12 protein-coding genes are annotated in these 20,856 nt (G+C 52.6%); 9 read left to right on the top strand and 3 right to left on the bottom strand.

Annotated elements, in window-relative coordinates; genetic code table 11:
* Positions 1-139: 139 nt before the first annotated feature.
* From AC4BAN_RS07025 to AC4BAN_RS06985, 9 genes are all read left to right on the top strand, one after another.
* Positions 140-1,456, top strand: coding sequence for a TldD/PmbA family protein (locus tag AC4BAN_RS07025; RefSeq protein WP_490563678.1), 1,317 nt, complete (start codon positions 140-142; stop codon positions 1,454-1,456).
* 104 nt (positions 1,457-1,560) lie between these two features.
* Positions 1,561-2,178: a DUF4159 domain-containing protein gene (locus AC4BAN_RS07020; RefSeq protein ID WP_490563677.1), complete on the top strand. Its 618-nt coding sequence runs from the start codon at positions 1,561-1,563 to the stop codon at positions 2,176-2,178.
* Between the two features lie 412 nt (positions 2,179-2,590).
* Positions 2,591-3,586 carry an AAA family ATPase gene (locus AC4BAN_RS07015; protein WP_490563676.1) on the top strand — a complete coding sequence of 332 codons (996 nt, stop codon included), beginning with the start codon at positions 2,591-2,593 and terminating at the stop codon, positions 3,584-3,586.
* 34 nt (positions 3,587-3,620) lie between these two features.
* Entirely contained in the window at positions 3,621-4,514 is an 894-nt protein-coding gene (locus AC4BAN_RS07010; protein ID WP_490563675.1) for a DUF58 domain-containing protein, read from the top strand.
* A 60-nt stretch (positions 4,515-4,574) separates the two neighbouring features.
* The gene (locus AC4BAN_RS07005; RefSeq protein WP_490563674.1) at positions 4,575-5,309 is read left to right on the top strand and encodes a class I SAM-dependent methyltransferase; all 735 of its coding nucleotides are present in this window, start codon (positions 4,575-4,577) and stop codon (positions 5,307-5,309) included.
* A 30-nt stretch (positions 5,310-5,339) separates the two neighbouring features.
* Positions 5,340-6,845, top strand: coding sequence for a BatA domain-containing protein (locus AC4BAN_RS07000; protein WP_490563673.1), 1,506 nt, complete (start codon positions 5,340-5,342; stop codon positions 6,843-6,845).
* Complete coding sequence (locus AC4BAN_RS06995) at positions 6,842-9,007, top strand: DUF4175 family protein (RefSeq protein WP_490563672.1); 2,166 nt, start codon at positions 6,842-6,844, stop codon at positions 9,005-9,007. The genes AC4BAN_RS07000 and AC4BAN_RS06995 overlap by 4 nt, the downstream gene beginning before the upstream one ends.
* A gap of 221 nt (positions 9,008-9,228) precedes the next feature.
* Positions 9,229-9,732, top strand: a complete 504-nt coding sequence (locus tag AC4BAN_RS06990; RefSeq protein WP_490563671.1) for a DUF1905 domain-containing protein — start codon at positions 9,229-9,231, stop codon at positions 9,730-9,732.
* A gap of 9 nt (positions 9,733-9,741) precedes the next feature.
* The gene (locus AC4BAN_RS06985) at positions 9,742-11,559 is read left to right on the top strand and encodes a hypothetical protein (RefSeq protein ID WP_490563670.1); all 1,818 of its coding nucleotides are present in this window, start codon (positions 9,742-9,744) and stop codon (positions 11,557-11,559) included.
* A 375-nt stretch (positions 11,560-11,934) separates the two neighbouring features.
* On the opposite strand, the gene AC4BAN_RS06980 is transcribed toward AC4BAN_RS06985, so the two are convergent.
* The 3 genes from AC4BAN_RS06980 to AC4BAN_RS06970 form a co-directional block, all read right to left on the bottom strand.
* A complete protein-coding gene (locus AC4BAN_RS06980) occupies positions 11,935-13,824 on the bottom strand; it encodes an OmpA family protein (protein ID WP_490563669.1) in 1,890 nt (629 codons plus the stop codon).
* A 91-nt stretch (positions 13,825-13,915) separates the two neighbouring features.
* Positions 13,916-14,878 carry a PorP/SprF family type IX secretion system membrane protein gene (locus AC4BAN_RS06975; protein WP_490563668.1) on the bottom strand — a complete coding sequence of 321 codons (963 nt, stop codon included), beginning with the start codon at positions 14,876-14,878 and terminating at the stop codon, positions 13,916-13,918.
* Between the two features lie 5 nt (positions 14,879-14,883).
* A complete protein-coding gene (locus AC4BAN_RS06970; RefSeq protein WP_490563667.1) occupies positions 14,884-20,592 on the bottom strand; it encodes a T9SS type B sorting domain-containing protein in 5,709 nt (1,902 codons plus the stop codon).
* Between the last annotated feature and the right edge of the window lie 264 nt (positions 20,593-20,856).

The raw sequence follows: 20,856 nt of genomic DNA, 5'->3' as shown, positions 1-20,856 counted from the left end.
AGTTTAGAGTTAAAAATTAATATTAAAGAGTGCTGATAAAGAGCTCTTTACCTTAAAACAACTGTTGAGAAGATGGCTTCAAACCGACCTCTCCGAAATAACTTTTAACTCAAAACTCCCAACTCTTAACTATCAAAAGATGGCAATATTAAGTAAAGAAGAAGCACAGGCCATACTTAAAAAAGCCCTGAGCTACTCCAAAGCCGACGAGTGCGAGATAACGCTGAACGGCAACCAGGGCGGCAACATCCGCTACGCCCGCAATGAGGTGTCTACCAGCGGGGCGGAAGAGAACGTGTCGATGTCGGTGGAATCACGGTTTGGCAAGCGCTCAGGCGTGGCCACGATCAACGAGTTCGACGACAAGTCGCTGGAGAAGGTGATCCGGAGATCGGAGGAAACGGCGCGACTGGCCCCGGAGAGTCCGGAGTACGTAGCCTTTCTGGGCCCCCAGAAATACACCATCACCAAAGCGTTCTTTGACAGCACCAACAAGGTAGACCCTGCTTACCGCGCCGATGCCGCCGCCAGAAGCATTGCAGCCGCTACGGCCAAAGGGCTTACTGCCGCGGGTTTTCTGGAGCATTACAGCAACTTCACCGCCAAAATGAACAACAAGGGCCTGTTCGGCTACCATCCGTCTACAGTAGTGGACTTCTCGGTTACCATGCGTACCGAAGATGGCACCGGCTCCGGCTATGTAACCCAGGATTTCGCTGACATCAGCAAACTAGACACGGGCAAAGCCTCGCAGATAGCCGCCGAGAAAGCCGCCAACTCCCGTAATGCCAAAGCCCTGGAGCCTGGCAAGTACACCGTTATCCTGGAGCCCGCCGCCTCGATAGACCTGCTGCAGAACATGTTCTTTAACATGGACCAGCGTGCCGCCGAAGAAGGACGCAGCTTCTTGAGCAAGGCCGGGGGAAAGACAAAGGTAGGCGAAAAACTGGTAGATGAGCGCATCAACGTATACTCCGACCCCAATAACTTAGAAGTGCCATCGGCGCCCTTCGCCGGCGACGGGCGTCCGCAGGAGAAAGTTACCTGGATCGAAAACGGTGTGGTGAAGAACCTCTACAACACCCGCTTCTGGGCCTCTAACAAAGGTGCTGTTTCTATTCCGCCTCCGGGCAACGTGATCATGGAGGGAGGCAACATGAGCCTGGAGGAAATGATCAAGAGCACCAAGCGCGGCATACTGGTTACGCGCCTGTGGTACATCCGCGCCGTAGATCCGCAAACCCTGCTCTATACCGGCCTGACCCGCGACGGAACGTTCTACATCGAGAACGGCAAGATCATGTACCCTGTCAAGAACTTCCGTTTCAACGAGAGCCCCGTGATCATGCTCAATAACCTGGAGGCGCTAGGCAAGCCGCAGCGCATCAGCGGCAGCCTGATTCCGCCCATGAAGATCCGCGACTTCACGTTCACGAGTTTATCAGATGCGGTATAAAAGCTGCTGATTTATACTTTGAATGCCGTATACAGCTTGCTGTGTGCGGCATTCATTTTACTGCTTAACTCCAAACTCATAACTCTTAACTCTTAACTAATTAAGTGCAACCATTCACTTTCGTGCGCCTGCAATACCGCTCCGGCAACTGGGATACGGACCCCAGGATGCCGAGCAACCTGCTGCACTCGCTTATCCAGTACACCACGGTGCCGGTAACCGAGCAGGAGAAGGTAGTGTCGTTAGAGAGCGCGGAGCTGTTTAAATACCCCTTCAGCTACCTGAGTGGGCACAAGCTGGTGCAGTTTAACCAGAAGGAGCGGCAGAACTTCGAGACATATGTAAAAAACGGCGGGTTTGTGTTTGTAGATGATTGCAACCACGACATAGACGGGCTTTTTGCACGTTCTTTTGAAGAGCAGATGCGGCAGATATTTGGAGCCGGTGCGCTGAAGAATATCCCGAACAACCATAAGCTATACCGCAGCTTCTTCACGTTTGAGGAGGGTCCACCTACCACTAGTTTCGAGCTCAACGGCTGGGGCGACGACCTGGTGCACGATTACCTGAAAGCCATAGAAGTGAACGGCCGTATAGCCGTGCTCTACAGCAACAAAGACTACGGCTGCGAATGGGATTACGACTTTAGAAACAAGCGTTGGCTGGCCGAGGATAATACGAAGTTTGGTGTGAATATAATAATGTATGCGCTGACGAGTTAGCAGTTGATCTATGGATTTAAACCGCCCTTGCTGCGTGTTTTCACCAGCAAGCATTTTGGCTGCAGAAGTATAGATTGTTGGTGAAAACACCAACAATGGCAAAAATTTTTAAAGTATAAGTTCTATAGTAAAATATCTAATTACTATAGCTATGCAAGTATAACCTTTGCCATGTGCGCTGATGACGATTTTTTGTTTGAGCGTTCAGCGAGTGGGGGTAGGGGCCCCCGATAAACAAAATCGTCTTGACTTTTTGCATTCCCCTCCTTTTTTCAAGGAGGGGTGCCGAAGGCGGGGTGGTTTATCTCATCAAGGAGAAAAGTAAGTCCCCGCCGGACAGGCGAGCTATGAAATAGTTCAAGTTGAACAAACAGAGACCTCAACTACAACGCTATATAAGTCAATGTATAAAATGACTGAACAAGACATTCACCACCTGCTGGGCAAACTACCACAGCTAAAGCAGGAGATACAGAAAGTAATTGTAGGCCAGGAGGAAGTGCTCGACGAGGTGCTAATCACCTTGCTGGCCGGCGGCCACGGCTTACTGGAGGGCGTGCCCGGACTGGCTAAAACACTACTTGTGCGCACCCTGGCTAGTGCCGTTGACCTGGGTTTCCGTCGCATCCAGTTCACCCCCGACCTGATGCCAACCGATATTCTGGGAACCGAGGTACTTGAGGAGGACCACGCCACGGGGAAGCGGTTTTTCAAGTTTAACGAAGGGCCGATCTTCTCCAACATCGTGCTGGCCGACGAGATAAACCGTACGCCCCCCAAAACACAGGCCGCGCTGCTGGAGGCCATGCAGGAGCATGAGGTAACCTACGCCGGGAAAACATACTTCCTGCCCAAGCCCTTTTTCCTGCTGGCCACGCAGAACCCGATAGAGCAGGCTGGCACCTACCCACTGCCCGAGGCGCAGCTAGACCGCTTCCTGCTGTACATCAAAATAAAATACCCCACCGCGCAGGAAGAGCTGAACATCCTTACCAGCACCACCGGCACACGCCGGGTACAGGTGCAGCCAAGCATAAGCGGCGAAGAAGTGCTGCAGCTACAGCAACTGGTGCGCGAGGTCAGCATCAGCGACGAACTGCTAACTTACGTGAACCAGCTCGTACGCGCCACCCGCCCCGACAGCACCGACCTCGAATTTATCAGAAAATACTGCCGCTGGGGAGCCGGTCCCAGAGCAGGGCAAGCACTTATACTCACCTCCAAAGCCCGGGCATTGCTGCACGGCCGCTTTGCTGTAACTCTGGATGACATCAGAACCATGGCTTACCCGGTGCTGCGCCACCGCATACTGGTTAACTTTACAGCCGAGGCAGAGGGTGTAACGCCAGACAGGGTAGTGGATGAGCTGCTGCAAAGTATACAGTTACCGAAGGAGGTTCTGGTGTAAAAAAGTATAGCTAACGTTTAATCCTGATCCAGACTTGACTACCCACAAATTCATCGACCCGAGGGTACTGGCTACCATAAAAGCCCTGCCACTGTTGGCCAGAACGGTAGTGGAGGGCTTTCTGACGGGGCAGAACCAGAGTTTGCGCCGTGGAGCGGGGCTGGAGTTCAGCCAGTACCGCAGCTACCAACCCGGCGACGATCTGCGCCAGCTCGACTGGAAAATGTTTGCCCGCTCCGACCGCTATTACATCCGTGAGGCCGAAGTAGACACCAATATCACGGTGCGGTTTATACTGGATGGCAGCGCCTCAATGGCACATGAGGATGTGAACGGCATCAGCAAAATAGACTATGCTCGGTTTTTAGTGGCTTCACTCGCCTACCTGGCTACCACGCAGGGCGATGCCGTGGGCTTGTATGTAATGCACGAGAACCAGCTTATCAACCTGACGCCGCGCTCCGATAATATGCACCTGCAGCGTTTCTGGCACCAACTGGCAGAAATAAAACCGCAGGGTAAATTCCCGGATGCACAAACAGCCGCGAACCTGTTTGCCGACAGGCGGCAGAAAGAGCTGACTGTTTTCCTGACAGATCTGTATGAGCACGAAAGCGAGATAAAGGACCTGCTTTACAAGCTGGGGGCACAGCGGCACGAACTGCTCTTGTGCCACCTGATGAGCCGAAACGAACTGGATTTTTCCTATAGCGGCACCCTTACCTTCGAAGATCTGGAGACAGGGCAAACGCTGCAGGTAAGCACCGCAGAGCAGCGCAAAGCCTATCTGGAAAAACAAGCGGAATGGCTGCAGGAAACAGAAAAAGATATGCGCGACCACCAGATCGCCTATGACCGTTTTGTAACCGACGAGCCGCTGGACAAAGCGCTCCGCACCTTCCTGCAAAAGCGACTGCTGTATGGATAATGTGCTATTATATGAATACCTTGTGTCTTACATCCTGATACTGACGTCTGTTTAAAAACCATGAAAGATAACTTCTCCGGCCACGCAGCTGACTACGCAACCTACAGGCCCACGTATCCGCATGAGCTGATTGCGTACCTGGTGTCTCTGGCTCCTGCGCATCACCTGGCCTGGGACTGCGCTACAGGCAACGGGCAGGTAGCCGTTATGCTGGCCAAGTTCTTTGCAGAGGTCGTTGCAACTGACATCAGTGAGCAGCAGCTGCAAAACGCGGTGCAGGCGCCTAACATCCGTTACCTGGAAGAGCCTGCGGAGCACACGTCTTTGCCAGCCGCATTTGTAGACCTGGTTGTGGTGGCGCAGGCAGTGCATTGGTTTGAGTTCGGGTTGTTTTACCAGGAAGTGAAGCGTGTTGTAAGACCGGAAGGTGTGGTTGCCCTCATCGGCTATGGCCTGATCAGAATAAATCCAGCTATAGACGAAGTGATCATGAAACTGTACGATGGGATTCTGAATAGCTACTGGGACCCGGAACGGCGCTACATCGACGAAGACTACAGAACCATTCCTTTTCCTTTTGTGGAGTTGGATGTGCCTCAGTTCAGTATAAACGCCACCTGGACTTTCGGGCAGCTTGTTGGTTACCTGAATACCTGGTCGGCGGTGAAGCACTACGAACGGGAGCATTCTGAAAACCCGGTTGCCATGGTAGAGCAGGAGCTGCGTGAGGCCTGGGGAAATGCACAGCAACAAGAAGTGGTATTCGACATTATCGCCCGGGTAGGCAAAGTATAGATCAGTTATTTAAAACTCAGTAATTCAGAATTGACTTTCCTCGCACCATATTGGCTTTTTGCAGCATCGGCTATACTTGTCCCGATCGCCATTCACCTCTGGAACAAGCGGCAGGGGAAGACGGTGAAGGTGGGCAGTCTGCGCTGGCTGGAGGCTTCGGCAAGCAAGCGCTGGAGCAGCATTAAGCTGAACGATGTATGGCTGCTACTGCTGCGTTGCCTCATACTTATATTGCTGGCCGTGGCACTGGCACAGCCGGTTTTGGTACACCAGCCACAACAACCCGAGGCAAAGAAAGCCATCTACGTGGGGCAGGAACTGCTCTATACTTCTGCCCTGCAACCTATAAAGCCCGCCATAGACTCGCTTTTGCAACAGGGCTATTCACTGTATGCGTATACTTCCGGTTTCAGGCAGATAACACCGGAAGCGTGGCAGCAAATCAGTAAACGAACCACAGACAGCACCTTGAACTTTAGCGCAAGCTACTGGGGCCTGCTGCCTGCACTTTCGGAGCAGTATGATCAGCCGCAGGATAGCGTCTGGCTCTTCACGTCGGATCAGCAGCGCTACTTTCCCGGTGACCGCCCGGAGACTCTTCCGGAAAACATACACTGGATACCTGTTGCCACCCAAGCCACGGCTACCTGGCTGCAGGCAGCCGTGCAAACCTCTCCAGACAGCCTGCTGCTGATCACCGGGCACAGCACCCGCGACGGCATTACTTATAACCGCCACAGTATAGGCAAAGCCACGCCAAGCCTGAAACTGCCGGGTAAGCAGGTGCTGCAGCTGCAGAGGCAAAACGATTCGCTGCAGGCGGTTGCTGGCAATACTATTAGCAAGGTACAAGTGCAAAAAGAGCCGTTGCAGATTGCCATACTCCCCGACGAAGCCCATAAGCAGGAAGCGCGCTACTTCAAAGCAGCCATACAGGCAATCAGTAACTATACCCGGCTCCCGATCCACTTAAAAACCGATACTGCCGCTGCGGATTGGGTATTCTGGTTGCGCAACGCCAAAGTACCTGTAAGCCTGGAGAAGCAAGTACAGCAGGGACAGCAGCTATGGGTGCAGCAAGGCGCTGAGCCAACAAAGCTGAACACAAGTATAGCCGGCGCTGCCGGTACAACTGTTAAGGTTCATCAGATCAGTGCGGCGAATCAGCAAAATACTAAAGCTGCTGCACTTTGGACAGCTGCCAACAGCCAACCTATACTTTCCTGGCAGCCAATGGGCCTGGGCAGAATTTATACTTTCAGGAGCGGCTTTAGTCCGGCCTGGAGCGAGTTGGGCCGAAGCGCACAGCTACCCGACTTATTACTGCCCCTACTATTGCCAGCGCCAGCAGCAGCCTATGACCTGCGGGCACTGGACGAGCAGCAACTGATGCCCACCCAAAGAACTAAAGTAGCAACCGCAGAGGCCCAAAAAACGCAGCGGGAGCCTCTTTTACCCTGGGTAGTGTTGGCAGCGGTTGTGTTATTTTTAATGGAGCGGTTTATTGTAAGCCGGCGCAGTAAAATACAGTCATGAGCCAGTTAGAGAGCATCCATATCCTTCAGCGCATTCGCAGGCAGTACGTGCAGGCGAAGATGTGGCTGTATGCGCTTCAGGCTTCGGCAATTATACTTTTGGGCGCGGCTATACTTTGGCGCTGGCAATGGGAAGTGCCCCTGCTGGTTGTCACGGCGCTGGCGATTATACTTTGCGGCATTTTATACTTTGCCCTTGCCTGGAAAAGCACTTATAAAACTGATCTGCAACAGGTGGCGCGGCACCTGAACAGGCAATATCCCCAGCTGGAAGACAGTACCTCCCTGTTGCTTCACGAGCCCCGGAACCTGCTGGAGCGACTGCAGCAAAAGAAAATAGCAACTATACTTCAGGAACTTCATCCGGAGCAGCAGAAAACCTTCCGTATCCGCGGCCTTGCCAGCTACCTGGCGCTGGGGCTGGCCCTTCTCGTTTCGGCAGGTATTTTATACTTGCCTGCAGCACCCCTGGCAAGTATGACTGAGCCAGCTAAGGTAGAGCTGGAATTCCCCGATCAGCCTACAGCCGTAGCCGATACAGCAGTTAAGATCGAGCGAATCGAAATCACGGTAAATCCCCCCGCCTATACCGGCAAGCAACCTTACCGGGCTGATAATCCAAACCTGCGTGTGGAAGAAGGGGCCACCATTACCTGGCGCATCGAAACCAACAGGCCTGCCAGACAGATACAGCTGGAGCTGAACGAGCAGAAGCCTCTTTCCTTTAAAGCACAAGGGAACAGTTATACTTTATCGCGCAGCTTTACGGCATCGGCACTGTACACCATTAACCTGGAAGGGCAGAAATCCGCTTTTTATACGTTGGAGATCATCCCGGATAATGCTCCAGTCATTCAGCTACAAAAGCCGGAGCAGTACACGGAAATCCTTTTTGGCGAACCGCAGCGCGTAAAGCTACAGGCCCGGCTAACCGACGATTACGGCATCCGGGAGGCCAACATGATCGCCACTGTGGCCAAGGGAACAGGGGAAGCCGTGAAATTCCGGGAAGAGAAGATCAAGCTAAACTTAAGCGGCAACCGCCGCAGCTACAGCCTCAACCAAAACCTGGACCTGCAGAAACTGGGCATGACCTATGGCGATGAGCTATACTTCTTCCTGCAGGCCTGGGACAATCACCGGGGCTATACTCGCTCCGAAACATACTTTGTGCAGATAGAGGACACCACGATTGTAGAGGCATCTTTTGATATGTCGATGGGCGTGAACCCGGTGCCGGAGTATTTCCGGAGCCAGCGCCAGATCATTATCGACACCGAAAAGCTCCTAAAAGAGCAGCAAAGTATAAGCCGGACCGTATTTGAGGAACGCGCCAATAACCTGGGGGTAGACCAGAAGCTACTGCGCCTGCGCTACGGCAAGTTTTTAGGCGAGGAGTTTGAAAGCGGCATCGGTCCGGGAGGCGGCATACCCGAAGGCGCGGAACACCACGACGACGATGGCCACGACCACGGACAGCAACAGGAAAACCCTAACAGCCCCGAAGCCTTGCTCGACCCTTACATCCACAAGCACGACCAGGAGGATGAAGCGACAATTTTTGAACCTGCTGTAAAGGCGAAGCTCAAAGGAGCCTTGGCTCAGATGTGGGGGGCAGAATTAAGGCTGCGCACGCATAAACCCAAAGAAGCCTTACCATATGAGTACAAAGCGCTCCGGATGCTGAAAGAGGTACAGCAGTCACAGCGGGCCTATGTAGCCAAAACCGGTTTTGAGGCACCGCCTCTGAAAGAGCCTGAACTCAGGCTATCAGGAGAGCTGGATAAGATCACTGCACCATCCGAAAGAAAAGTAATTGAGCAGGAGCAGAAGCTTCCGCACACACAAACGGCGCTGCAATGGCTGGCAAAGTATAAACAGTCCGGAAAGTATAAACCATCGGATGCGGCTTTGCTGGAGAAGGCCGGGCGGGAGTTGGCGCAGGTGGTTTTGAACAAACCGGGGCAAAACCTTCGTGCCCTGCAGGACCTGCGAATGCTTATTACAGAGATCAAGGTCGGAGAGAAGCTGTGCAGCTCATGCTTGCTAGCTGTGGAGCGGGCGTGGGTTAACCTGCTGCCCGAAGCCGAGAAAACGCCCCAGCCACAGCAAACGGTGCGCAGCAAGCTGGCAGAAGAGTACATGAAACGGCTGGAGAAATAACATCCCGCCAGTTTGAGCGAAGCGGGAACTGGTGGGTGGACATAGGGCCAGTTTGTAAGTGGTGGATGTATGGTTATGGAATACGCCAGTTACAAACTGGCACCAATAATAGCCACAAGTTACGCTGACGCTAAACTTGCGGCATGGGCGAATTACAATAGCGTGGGCCTCCGGCCCAGTCGGACTACAAACTAAATCTTGAAAAGCCCGGAAAAGAAAGTATGTTAGAATTCAACACCTATATTAACCTGTTGCCACACTTGCCGGGCATGCATTACCTGGAGGTGCCGCAGGAGATCGTGCAGCAGTTAGGTGGTAAGCTGAAGCTGCGTTTGCACTGCACCGTAAACGGCAGCCTTACATTCCAGTGCGGGCTAATGGCTTTGGGGCAAGGCAGGGCTTATATCAGCATCAGCAAGAAAAGAATGCAGGCGCTCGGGCTCCAGTGCGGCGACCAGACCCGGGTGAAGCTGGAGAAGGATGACAGCAAGTATGGCACTGCTGTTCCCGAGGAGTTCGAAGAGCTGCTACGCCAGGACGATGAAGGGGCGAGGCGGTTCGGCTTATTGACAGCAGGCATGCAGCGCTACATCATCCATCATGTAGGGGCGGTAAAGAGCACACAGCTGCGCGTAGACAGGGCCATTACCCTCATAGAAAACCTGAAGCAGTTGCCAGAGGGCAAAGAGGAGTTCAGAGCGATACTGGGGCTCCCTCCGAGATAGACGAAAGAAATGATAAACGCACCAACGTACTTTCCCTGGTTAATAGCAGCCGCTGTGGTTTTGCTGTTGCTATGGCTGGCATGGCGCAGGCCCAACCGGCAGCGGCTGGTGTGGCGGCTGCTTGCCAGCGCCGTGGCAGGTGTAAGCCTGGTGCTGCTGGTGTTTCCGCCTACTACGCAGCAGGCCATAAGCCCGGGTACGGCTATTCTCCTCACAAAAGGCTACGACTCCGATACACTGGCTGCGCTGCTGCGAAGGCTGGAGGCAAAGCCGCAGGTGTATACTTACAAAACAACCCCGGCAGATGAAGCTGTTTCCTTATCAACACTACAGAGCCTTCGTCAGCAACAACCTGGCCTTCGCACGCTGCACCTTTTGGGGTATGGCCTGGATGAAAATGAACTGCACCAGTTAGAGAGCATCCGGTTACAACCTCACCTCTCAGCCACTCCTGCCGGTGCGCAAGGGGTACAGTGGCCGCAAAGTGTACAGCTTGGCGAAGCGGTGGAGGTAGCCGGTAAATATAATCCTGGTAAGCAGGCACAAGCAAAGCTTTATTTGTATGCGGCGGGCAAGGCCCAGGACTCCATTGCTGTACAGCCCGATAGCACGCTCGCTTTCAGGCTTCGCTACAACCCAAAACAGGCAGGCCGCTTTACCTATACTTTGCTGGCTAAAACAGGAGACCAGGCAGACACGCTTGGCCAGGTGCCGGTGCAGGTAAAGCCAACGCAACAACTGGCAGTCCTGCTGCTGGCATCTTCCCCGAACTTCGAATTCAGATTCCTGAAAAACCACCTGGCAGCACTGCAGCACAAAGTGGCGCTACGAACAACGGTCAGCAAAGCTGTTACCCAAACGGAGTGGCTTAACATGCCTAAAACTGAGCTTGCCCGGATAACACCCAAGCTGTTAAAGTATTTTGATGTTGTGGTAACGGAGCCAGAGGCGCTGGACAACCTGAGTACTGCCGAAAGAACTGCTTTGCAAAAAGCCGTTTCTGAAGATGGTTTAGGTGTTTTAACTATTGCCACGGCACCTGCTAACAGCCGTAGCACCGCCTTCTTTACCTCGTTCCAAACAAGGCGACTTTCACAGCAGGATACCCGCAGTGCCCGCGCCTCCTGGTCGGGCAACACAAACGCCACGGCCACTGCTGCCCCTTATGCACTTATAAACACTACTGCTGTGAACAACTTGGTAGAGGAGCAGGGCAACGTATTGCTGGCAGGAGCAAAAAAAGCAGGTTGGGGAAAAGTGGCCATGAGTTTCGTGCCGCAAACGTTTCCGTGGCAGCTGGAAGGCAAAGACGAAGTATACGCCAGCTACTGGGCAAACTTATTAGCCGGGGTGGCAAAGGAGCAGACGCTGGAAAAATTCTGGATGGTAGCGCAACCGCAGGTGCCGCAGCCAGACCAGCCGATGGAGTTAGTTTACACAGATTATACTTCTGAGGCGAAGCCTGGAACACCCGACAACGCTACAATTACGAGCCTGTCCGACTCTGTCACTGTAAACCTGCCATTGGCCCAACACATCCATCAACCTGAAAAGTATAAGGGCACCTTCTGGCCACGCAGCAGTGGTTGGCACCAGGTTCAGACTACGGATGCCGCACCGTATTACTTTTATGTTCATGCTGCTCCTGACTGGCCTTTTGCTGCTTTTCAGGCCAGGCAGCAGGCTACAATGGAATACTTGGCAAAGCAAAGTATAAGTCCTTCAAAAAGCATTGTCGCTTACAAAGAAGAACCTGTACCGCTTATCTGGTTCTTTTTGCTGTTTGCCTTGAGCAGTGGCTTTCTGTGGCTGGAGGAAAAGTTTTAGCGGGGAGATTTGTAACGGGAAGGCTGTTTCGCTGATGAATTCGTCATGTCTAAAAATCCCGTTTAAACCGTCAGCTTGGGCACAGCGGGAACTGGGGTTGTGTATAGGGCCAGTTTGTAAAGGCGGATGTAAACCAAGCTTGTAAAGAAGCATGTAAGGGCTGGGTATTTCCACCTTTACAAACTGGCCTCATGGACAGCCACATTAAGCTTACGCTAAACTTGCCGCAGTGCAGTTGCTTATTAGGGCAGTACCGGAGGCTTTTTACTACAAAATGGCTTTCGGGACAAATAAGATACTTTTTAAGCTAAACAAGCGGGGGCTACAGTAGATCTACTGTAGCCCCCGCTTGTATATGCTCTGCTATAAAAGCTGTTATTTGATGATCTTGAACTCCGTACGACGGTTTAGCTGATGTGCCTCGTTCTCGCATTTCACGCCATCTGTGCAGCTATTAACCGGGTATTTCTCCCCGTAGCCTTTTGCTGTAACTCGGCTCAGGTCAACCCCTTTCGACACCAGGTAACTCACCACAGACTTTGCTCTACGCTCCGACAGCTGCCTGTTGTATTTCCTATGGCCCCGGCTATCGGTATGCGCGCTAAGCTCGATCTCTACATCCGGGTTGTCGTTTAACATCTTCACAAGCTTGTCCAACTCCTCTACTGCGGCTGGTTTTAGCTCTGCTTTATCAAAGGCATAGTAAATATTGTTCAACGTTACCGGTACGTTGCGTTTCTTCTGCTCCAGTACGAGCTCCATTGCCTTAGAGCCCGTAAATACAGCCTCATCTGCCGTTAAGGTAATGTTTTGAGACAGGTAATCTGCTTTCGAGCCGCGCAGGGTATAGGTTTTACCAGGCTTCAGTTCAAAGGCAAAAGCCCCGTTCTTATCCGAATACAGTTCTACAGATTTTCCGCTTTCGTTTTCCGATAGCTGCAGCAATACACTGTCTATGGCGCTGCCCTTTTTACCCACAGCGTCTGACTTCGCAATAACCTGCCCTTTTAGTAAAAACGGCTGTTTCTTTATAGGTTTAAAGCTGTAGATGTTATCCGTTCCGCCCTGGGCCGTGCGTGCCGACGAAAACAAGCCGTGCTGGCCTGCTGCGTCTATCGCCAGACCAAAATCATCGTTCGATGAGTTGATGGGAGCCCGCATGTTCTCTACCTTGCTCCAGGCTTTGTGCCCGCCAACCGCTTTAAAGATATCGAGGCCGCCCATGCCTAAATGGCCGTTAGAGGAGAAGTATAAATTGCCATCCTCGCCGATCGTAGGAAAACTTTCGCGGCCACTTGTGTTTATTACACTTCCGGCATTCACCGGCTTTCCCCAGGAGCCATCGGCCTGGCGTTCAGCATAATAAATATCCGTATCGCCCAGGCTGCCTGGCATGTCCGAAACAAAGTATAAAACCTGCCCATCAGCTGTAATAGCCGGGTGGCCAAGCGAATATTCTTTTGTGTTATTGTACTTAAAAGGCCTTACGTTCTCCCAGCTTTCCCCTTTTCTGTCGGCTAGATAGATGCCATGGAAGTTGGTGTGCACATTGCCGATTTTCCCTCTCAACCAGCTGGTAGGGTCTGAAACAGCTTTTCTGTCGCTGCGCTTTACCACCTGCGTGCGGGTGAAATACAGCGTTTGGTCAACTGCTGAGAAAGTGGCCGGGCCATTATGGTAAGTGGAGTTCACGCCGCCCGCTAATAAAACAGGCTCAGCCCATGTACTGTCGTTGTTCGCTTTGGCATAGTACATTTTAATGTAGCTCTCCCCAGCCTGAGGCTGTTGCGCCGCACCCGGCATCTGCGTCCGGTTCGAGGCGAAGAACACCCCGCCCTTATCTTTTGCAGGGCTGTAGTCTGCTGCCAAAGAGCTCAGGCTCTCTACTTTGCTTACCTCAAAAGCACGGGGGTTTGCCAGCCAGTTCGCAGCTGTGTCCGTAGACGCAGCCATTCTGGTTGCCAGCGCCGCTTGCTCCGGGGCCATCTGGCCGTACTCTAAAAAGAGCTTTTTGGCCTTTGCATAGTCACCGTTCTGCTTTGCTGCCTTGGCGTAATAGTACGTATTGATAGGGGCCGCATTCGGAAACGCTACCACCTTAGCATACCACTGCTCCGCCTCCTGGCTGTTGTTCAGCATGCGGTAGCTGTCTGCTATGTGCTGCACCACGGCCAGGTCGGTACGCCCGTTCTGGTACATGCTCTGGTATGCATCCAGGGCCTGGGCATACTCATAGTCATTGAAATGCTTGTCTGCCTGGTCCATGCTTTGCGCCTGTAAGCATAATGGCGCTCCGCAGGACCCTGCCAACAATAGTGTGATAAGTTTTAAACGTAACTTTGTCATCAGTACCTGATTATAAATTTCTAGGATTGAGGATTCTGCCATTCTCCGATTTAAAGAACGAGTATCCAACAGAGATCTCATGTGTGCTAAAGCGCTTCATTTTGCCAAGGCTAATGTCGTAGGAGTACCCAACACGGAACCTGGGCGTGGCATACACCTGCGCTAAAACAGCAAATGCGTTACGCTTCTTCAGGTTCTCCGTCTCTACATCGGTAAATACCGGCGCCGACGTACGGTATGACCCTCCGAACCAGAAACGGTCGTTGTACACCAGAAAAGTATTCAGGTCGATGTTCATCGGGCTCTTGAAATCGTCTTTCACCAGTATGCTTGGCTTCAGGCGCAACTCGCTGCTCAGGTCGAAGGTGTACCCTGTGGACAGGAAGTAATGCCGGCGCGGGGAGGCGATGTACATGTTCTCACTTTTAAATGAGATCAGGCTTGCTGCAGTAAGGCCCGCATAGAAACGCTCCGAGTGCAGAAAGGCACCAATCTTTGCATCCGGCAGCACCTTAGACTCCCGCCCCGGCGGAATGGCCGCATCGGGGGTTTCGCTTCCTGCGTTTAGCATCGTGCCATCCAGGGTATACTGCACAGCACCCAACGACAGGCCGAACGATAGTTTAGTGGTTGCGCTCATGTCGAGGGCTACGGAGGCATTGCCGTAAACCCCTGTCTGACTCTGGGCGCCTATTTTATCGTGCACGATAAGGCCGGCCCAACCCATATTAGATCTGCCGGTGGGGCCGTCTACGCTTAAAAACTGCGTAGTGGGGGCACCGTCCAAACCTGTCCACTGGTTACGGTAGGTTGCATTCACATTCAGGATGCCTTTGCTGCCTGCGTAAGCCGGGTTTATTACCAATTCATTAAATATGTACTGTGTGTACTGGGGTGCCTGCTGGGCAGTGGCGAAATGAGATATCGCCACGCCGAGCACCACCAAAACGAGACTCCATTTATTTGTTTTCATAACCATTATCTTACAATCATCACATAACCCTTATATACTTTATCAGCTCCATCGCACATCTTCACCCGAAGTATGTAGAAGTAGGTGCCTTCGCTTAAGCCGTCGCCAGCCCATCCGTTCTGGTATGTCTTGGCGCGGTACACTTCGTTGCCCCAACGGTTCACAATGGTCAGGTCGTTGTCCGGATAATTATCCAGGTTCTTCACCACCCAGGTGTCGTTGTTGCCGTCGTTGTTTGGCGAGAAGACGTTAGGCATTTCCAGCACGCTGTTGGCTAAGCTGCTGTTGGCCATTAGGCTTACTGGCTGGCTGGTGCAGTTGCCGTTATCCACCACTACCGACACAGTACCTGTACTGGCACCATTGGCTGCTGTAACAGCAATCTTGTTGGTACCGGCGCCGGCTGTAATAGTCCAGCCTGTTGGTACTGTCCAGTTATAAGCGGTGGCGTTGGCAATTGGTGCAACCTCATACACCAGTCCCACACATGGCGAGCTTTTGTCGAGGATAGCTGTTGGCGTTACCAGTTCCCTGGAGTCTATACTTAGGCTCGTGCTGCCACTGTTGCCGCAGCTGTTTACCGCCACTACTGTAAGTGTTCCAGCTCCCTTTCCGGCAACTACCTGAATCTGTGCGGTGGTTGTGCTTGTGCCCGGCACAAAGGACCATCCCTGTGGCAGGGTCCAGGTATACGATGTGGCAGAAGCAGAACCGGTGGTGGAATAGGTAAGCGTTTGTCCGGCGCAAACCTTGGTTCCGCCATTAATGGCAGCCGGAGCAGCCGGAATACCCGCTGTTGGCTGCACCTGTAGGGTAACCGGTGCGTTGGTGATGCATTCGTTATTGGCAACAACGCTAACCGTGCCGGCAGTAGCTGTCGGGATAACAGTGAAAGTACTGGCACCCTGCGCTGAGACTTTTGTCCAGTCAGTTGGGAAGTTCCAGGTGTATGTTACTCCTGTCTGCGAGGCTACGCTGTACGTTACACTTGTTCCGCTGCACGGTGTAAGCGGGCCTGTAATTGTGGCTGGCTGAGCAGGGGCTGCCGTAGGCTGCACCGCGAGTGTTTTGCTAACAGTGGCACCGCATTCGTTGCTGGCTGTTATGGTAACATCGCCGCCTGCTGAACCGGCTTGCAAGACTACTTCTGTTGTGCCTTCTCCTGAAAGGTATGACCACCCTGTCGGGATGCTCCATTCATACTTTGTGGCACCGGTTACAGGCTGTATTTTGTAGCTCAGGCCTGTTGCGTTTTGGCAGAAGGTAGCATTAGAGGCTACAATGGCCGATGAAATAACCAGCGTGCCTGGCTGTGGCGCTACGGCAAGGGCGTCGCTTTCAGTGCTTTCGCCGCAGGCATTTACTGCTTTCACCGTTACTACGCCTGCTGCTTTGCCTACCGTTACCTGGATAGTGGAAGCGGTTTGTGCACCCATTTTTACCCAGTCGCTTGGGAAGTTCCACATATAAGAAGCGGCATCCGTTACATCTGTAATAAAGTAGGTAGCTACTGCACCTTCGCACAGCAAAGTAGGTCCGGTGATCGTACCCGGTGCAACCGGAACGCTCGTAGAAACTTTTACTGTTTTACCGATGGTAACCTGCCCGCACTCGTTGGCGGCCGTCAGGCTAACTGTTCCGGTGGTCGCTCCTACTTTTACGGATATTTCTGTTGTTCCCTGGCCGGTCATTTCTGTCCAGTCGGCAGGCACGCTCCAGGTGTAGGATACGGCATTGGCGGATGGGCTAACACTAAACGTAAGCACCTCATCTTTACAGGCACTCGTCGCGCCCACAATGTTGGTAATTCCGGTAGGTGCTTCGGTTGTAGGCGTTACCGCAAAGGATTGCGCGTTACTTGTTCCGCAGCTATTTGTGGCGGTAACACTGATGGTGCCGGCATCGCTGCCAGCTATCACTGTAAAGGAAATGCCGTCGCTGTTGCCAACTACTGTCCAGTCTGCTGGTTTCGTCCAGGCATAGGTCAGGGCATCGGTCACGCTGGTAATGGTGTATGTGTACTGTTTGCCTACGCAAGGTGTCGCCATTCCCGTTATCGGCCCCGGGGTGGCAGGGGCTGCACTGGTAACTGCAACGGCTAAGGTTGTTTCGTTGCTAGAACCACAGGCGTTCACTGCCTCTACCAGGATAGTGCCGTTTGCTGTGCCGGCGGTGAAAGTGGCACTTGTGGTACCTTGGCCGCTAACAACGGTCCAGCCGTTTGTGCCCCTCCAGCGGTATGAGGTAGCGTTTGTTACCGGTTCTATTGTATAGGTTATGTTCTGTTCGTTGCTGCAAGCCGATAATTTACCGCTTATGGCAACAGGCTGATCCGGCACTGATGCAGTTATTTTCACATCTATGCTGGCAGCATCTCCTGTTCCGCACTCATTGGTAGCTGTAACAGAAACTGTTCCTTGTGTCAGGCTACTGGAGCTTGCGGTAACCGTAATGCTGGCTGTGCCCTCTCCGCTCTCGTAAACCCATCCGGCAGGCAGGGTCCAGGTGTAAGCCGTTACGCCATCTATAGGGTTCACGCTGTAAACAAGGCCTGTATTGCCTTCGCATACTTCTGTAGGAGCAGCAGTAAAGGCAGGAGCAGCAGGCACGGCACCTTGCGGTGTTACCGAGAACATTGCTGCATCTCCTTCGCCGCATGCATTCACGGCTCTAACCGATACTACTGCGTTTTGAGTGCCTGCTGTTATCACCACCGAGGTAGTACCGTTTCCGCTTTCTACCTTCCAGTCTCCGCTAACAGACCAGTTATAAGATGCCGCTCCGTTTACGGCGGCTATGGAATAAGTGGCTGTGCTGCCGGTGCAAACAATTTGCTTTCCGGTAATGGCAACCGGCGCGGCAGGAACGCCCTGATCAGCCAGAATGGCAAGGGCAGTTTCCGGACCCGCACCGCAGCTGTTTACCGCTGCCACTGTGAGAGTTCCGCCGGCAGTTCCTACGTTTACCGTGATAGTGTTTGTGTTTTCGCTTGATCCTGTCTCGAAACTCCAGCCACCTGGCAGTGTCCAGATATAACTCTTGGCGCCTGCTATTGGCTCGATGGAATAGGTTACGCCTTGCTGGCTGGCACAAACTACTGTGCTACCCGTAATCGCCCCAGGTGCTGGCGGCACATCCAGTGTAGGTGTAACGCTTAACGTAGCGGGCTGGCTGTCGCCGCAAGTGTTGGATACAATTACCTGCACCTCGCCCATGTCGCTGCCAACAGTTACCGTAATTTTGTTGGTGTTTTGGCCAGCCGTAATTGTCCAGTTGCCCGGTGCTGTCCAGGCATAGTTGGTAGCATCAGTAACGGCATCAACTTCATAAGTCACGCTCTTGCCTACACACGGGTCTAGCGGACCGCGAATGGCGCTTACGGTTGGTACCGCATTTTGTGAGGTCAGCGCGAGTTGTGTTGCCGGGCCCTCGCCGCAGGCGTTCACTGCCATAACTGAAAGGGTTGCGCTCCCAGAACCAGCTGTTACCTCCACAGAGGTAGTGCCGTTCCCGGATTCTACTTTCCAGTCGCCGTTAACCAACCACACATAAGATACCGCGCCACTTACGGCGGCAATACTATAGGTGTTGGTGGAGCCTGCACATACCAACTGCATGCCGGTGATGGTGCCAGGGGCAACAGGCACTCCCTGGTCAGCCAGGATCGTTAACGTTGTCTCGGTGCTGTTACCACAGCTGTTTACAGCGGCCACGCCAAGTACGCCACCTGATGTGCCAGCGGTTACCGTAATCGTGTTGGTGTCTTTTCCTGATTCATAACTCCAGCCATTCGGCAGGGTCCAGGCATAGCTTTTGGCACCTGCCACCGGTTCGATGGTATAAGTAAGCCCTGTTTGCCCGGCGCACACATTTAATGGGCCCGTGATGGCGCCAGGTGTTGGCGGTACATCCAGCGTAGGCGTTACCATCAGTGTCGCCGGCTGGCTGTCGCCGCAGGCATTGGTCACTATAACCGACACATCCGCGGCGTCGCTGCCAATAGTTACCGTGATTTTATTTGTGTTCTGGCCAGCCGTGATCGTCCAGTTCTGAGGCACTGACCAATTATAAGCTGTCGCATCGGCAATGGCGTCCACCTCGTAGGTTACGCTTTTGCCCACGCAGGCGTCCTGCGGACCGCGTATGGCGCTTACCACCGGAACTGCCTGTGTTGTTGTTACATCAAGTGTCTGTGCTTCCCCGTCGCCACATACATTGGTACCCATCACGGTAATAGCGCCCCCGTCGGTGCCAGCCGTTACAGTTATTTGGGTGGTACCGTTGCCGCTTGTAATGTTCCAGCCTGCAGGCAGTACCCATTTATAAGAAGTCGCGTTTGCAACCGGAGCAATCGTGTACACTAAACCTGCCGTGTTGGCGCATACGGAAACCGGTCCTGCTATAGCGCCCGGTTTATCCGGTAAGCCGTCTGTTGCGGTTACCGTCAACTTTACCGGTGGACTTTGGCCGCAGAGGTTATTCGTTTGTACCGTGATGTCTCCGGAATTGCCTTTTGGCGTAACACGGATGCTGGTGGGGGTTAACTGAATGAAATCCCAGCCTACTGGTACGTTCCAGGTATAACGGGTAGCTCCGTTTACCGGCTCAATGCTATAGTCATAGGTTTTACCTGCGCATACTTCCGTATCGCCGGATATTAAGCCGGTAGAAGGAAGCAACACACAGTAAGTGATGGAGGTAGAGTTGTTGGCAATATTCTCGTCTATGTTATTGCCTTCTATAATAGCCCTCGCTACCCCTAGACCGGCAGTAGTTAATCGCACGCGCAACTCCAGCGTAGCCGTTTCGCCGCTAGCCAGGTTACGGATGTTCCATTCGCCCTTCTGCGCGTTAAAGTTAGCACCCTGCACGCTGGAAGTGCTGCTAATGAGATCTCCTGTAAAAGAAATGTTGCTGATAATGGCACCATCTTCGTTATCGGGCCCTCTGTTGGTGGCCAGGAGCGTGATGGTTACCACTTCACCGTTCAAGTACGACTCTGTGCCGGAGGTACTTGGGGTCACGCTTATGGTTACCAGCAGATCAGAACTTGTTACCAATACCGCCTGGCTGAGCACCACCTGGTTCTCGAGTGAAATAACCCGTCCGGTTAGCTTTGCGCCTGCATGTAAGTTTACCTCTCCTTTTGCCAGGAACGTACCCGCCAGCTTGGCGTTTTTCCCAACCGTCAGGTTACCCTCCACTGCCCAGAAGATGTTTTCAGGATCTATACTTGCCGGATAAGAAAACACGGTGTTCTCCGTGATCGTTAAGTTGCCCGGCACCTGAAAGATAAAGACCGGCTTTGCCTGTCCTCTATCGCTTAACACGATATTACCCCCAAAAACCGCATCGCCCGTAGTTTTAAACACCCCGGGTGCAAATGCTTTTTCCCCGGATTTTACGATAGCCGGTGCCTGTCCGAATGCATTGCTGTAAGCAAGCCGTGCATCGCGTAGTGCTTGCCTGGATGTCAGGTTATTCACATCGGCTGTTCGCGCGGCGCTTTCACGCGACAAGCCACTGACTGCACCGTTGGCTACGCCCAGTCTGGCATTCGCTACTTTACTTTTTTTATTGATTACTTTTTTGTCTGCCAGTACATGATACGCGCGGGCAGCGCCAAGTGGGGGAGCCTTCTGTGCGAAAGCCAGCGTGGTAATAGCGCAAAAGTATACTATCAAAAGTATAACTTTTCCAAAAGTGCTTCTCATTAGGGTTTTGTAAAAGTTTGTTATAAAGATTTAATTTTCAGGTAAAAAGATATGGCCGCCCCTGCAATTGTGTTTGCATTATAAAGGCCGTTTTAACAATGCCCAGGAACAAGCCTGATGCTTTTGATCCAATTTAAAATAAGAATATGGCTGAATGCATCCAGTAGTGGACTGTAGACCGCCTACAGCACAAACTTGCTACTAAAATTTACATATTTTTTATACAATCCAAATTATATTAAAAATATTAAATCCTATAATATA

Source organism: Pontibacter sp. GD13 (genome assembly GCF_058216355.1).
The sequence above is the reverse complement of the archived record's forward strand: the minus strand, read 5'-3'. Positions and strand labels throughout refer to the sequence as shown.

What these genes read in the sequence shown, in the direction of transcription:
- AC4BAN_RS06985 (WP_490563670.1), top strand. Translation starts at nt 9,742, where the DNA reads ATGATAAACGCACCAACGTACTTTCCCTGGTTAATAGCAGCCGCTGTG.
- AC4BAN_RS06970 (WP_490563667.1), bottom strand. Translation starts at nt 20,592, where the DNA reads ATGAGAAGCACTTTTGGAAAAGTTATACTTTTGATAGTATACTTTTGC.
- AC4BAN_RS06990 (WP_490563671.1), top strand. Translation starts at nt 9,229, where the DNA reads ATGTTAGAATTCAACACCTATATTAACCTGTTGCCACACTTGCCGGGC.
- AC4BAN_RS07025 (WP_490563678.1), top strand. Translation starts at nt 140, where the DNA reads ATGGCAATATTAAGTAAAGAAGAAGCACAGGCCATACTTAAAAAAGCC.
- AC4BAN_RS06980 (WP_490563669.1), bottom strand. Translation starts at nt 13,824, where the DNA reads ATGGACCAGGCAGACAAGCATTTCAATGACTATGAGTATGCCCAGGCC.
- AC4BAN_RS07015 (WP_490563676.1), top strand. Translation starts at nt 2,591, where the DNA reads ATGACTGAACAAGACATTCACCACCTGCTGGGCAAACTACCACAGCTA.
- AC4BAN_RS07005 (WP_490563674.1), top strand. Translation starts at nt 4,575, where the DNA reads ATGAAAGATAACTTCTCCGGCCACGCAGCTGACTACGCAACCTACAGG.
- AC4BAN_RS06995 (WP_490563672.1), top strand. Translation starts at nt 6,842, where the DNA reads ATGAGCCAGTTAGAGAGCATCCATATCCTTCAGCGCATTCGCAGGCAG.
- AC4BAN_RS06975 (WP_490563668.1), bottom strand. Translation starts at nt 14,878, where the DNA reads ATGAAAACAAATAAATGGAGTCTCGTTTTGGTGGTGCTCGGCGTGGCG.